We start from the raw sequence: 279 nt of genomic DNA on the forward strand, positions 1-279 counted from the left end.
TTCGCGGCCGGATTCCTGTCGCGGCCTGTCGGTGCGCTTGTCATCGGTACACTGGCGGACACGGCCGGGCGTAAGCCGGCGTTGTTGCTGACGGCGGCACTCGTCACCGCCGGCTCGCTCGGCGTGGCACTTACGCCGGGCTATGCGACGCTCGGCATATTGGCGCCGATAGCGGTGTTGCTCTGCCGGATCCTGCAAGGTCTGGCCGTGGGCGGAGAGATGGGCTCGTCGGGAGCCTTGCTGATCGAACATTGCCCGGCCGGCCAAAAGAGCCTGTAC

1 protein-coding gene is annotated in these 279 nt (G+C 67.0%); it reads left to right on the plus strand.

Annotation, left to right across the window (positions count from 1 at the left end; all coding sequences use genetic code 11):
• Positions 1 to 279 (plus strand): MFS transporter (locus EN874_RS33455; protein WP_145971773.1); only part of this gene is annotated, 279 nt, incomplete at both ends.

Source organism: Mesorhizobium sp. M1D.F.Ca.ET.231.01.1.1 (assembly GCF_003999155.2).
In the GTDB taxonomy this organism is placed as follows: domain Bacteria; phylum Pseudomonadota; class Alphaproteobacteria; order Rhizobiales; family Rhizobiaceae; genus Mesorhizobium.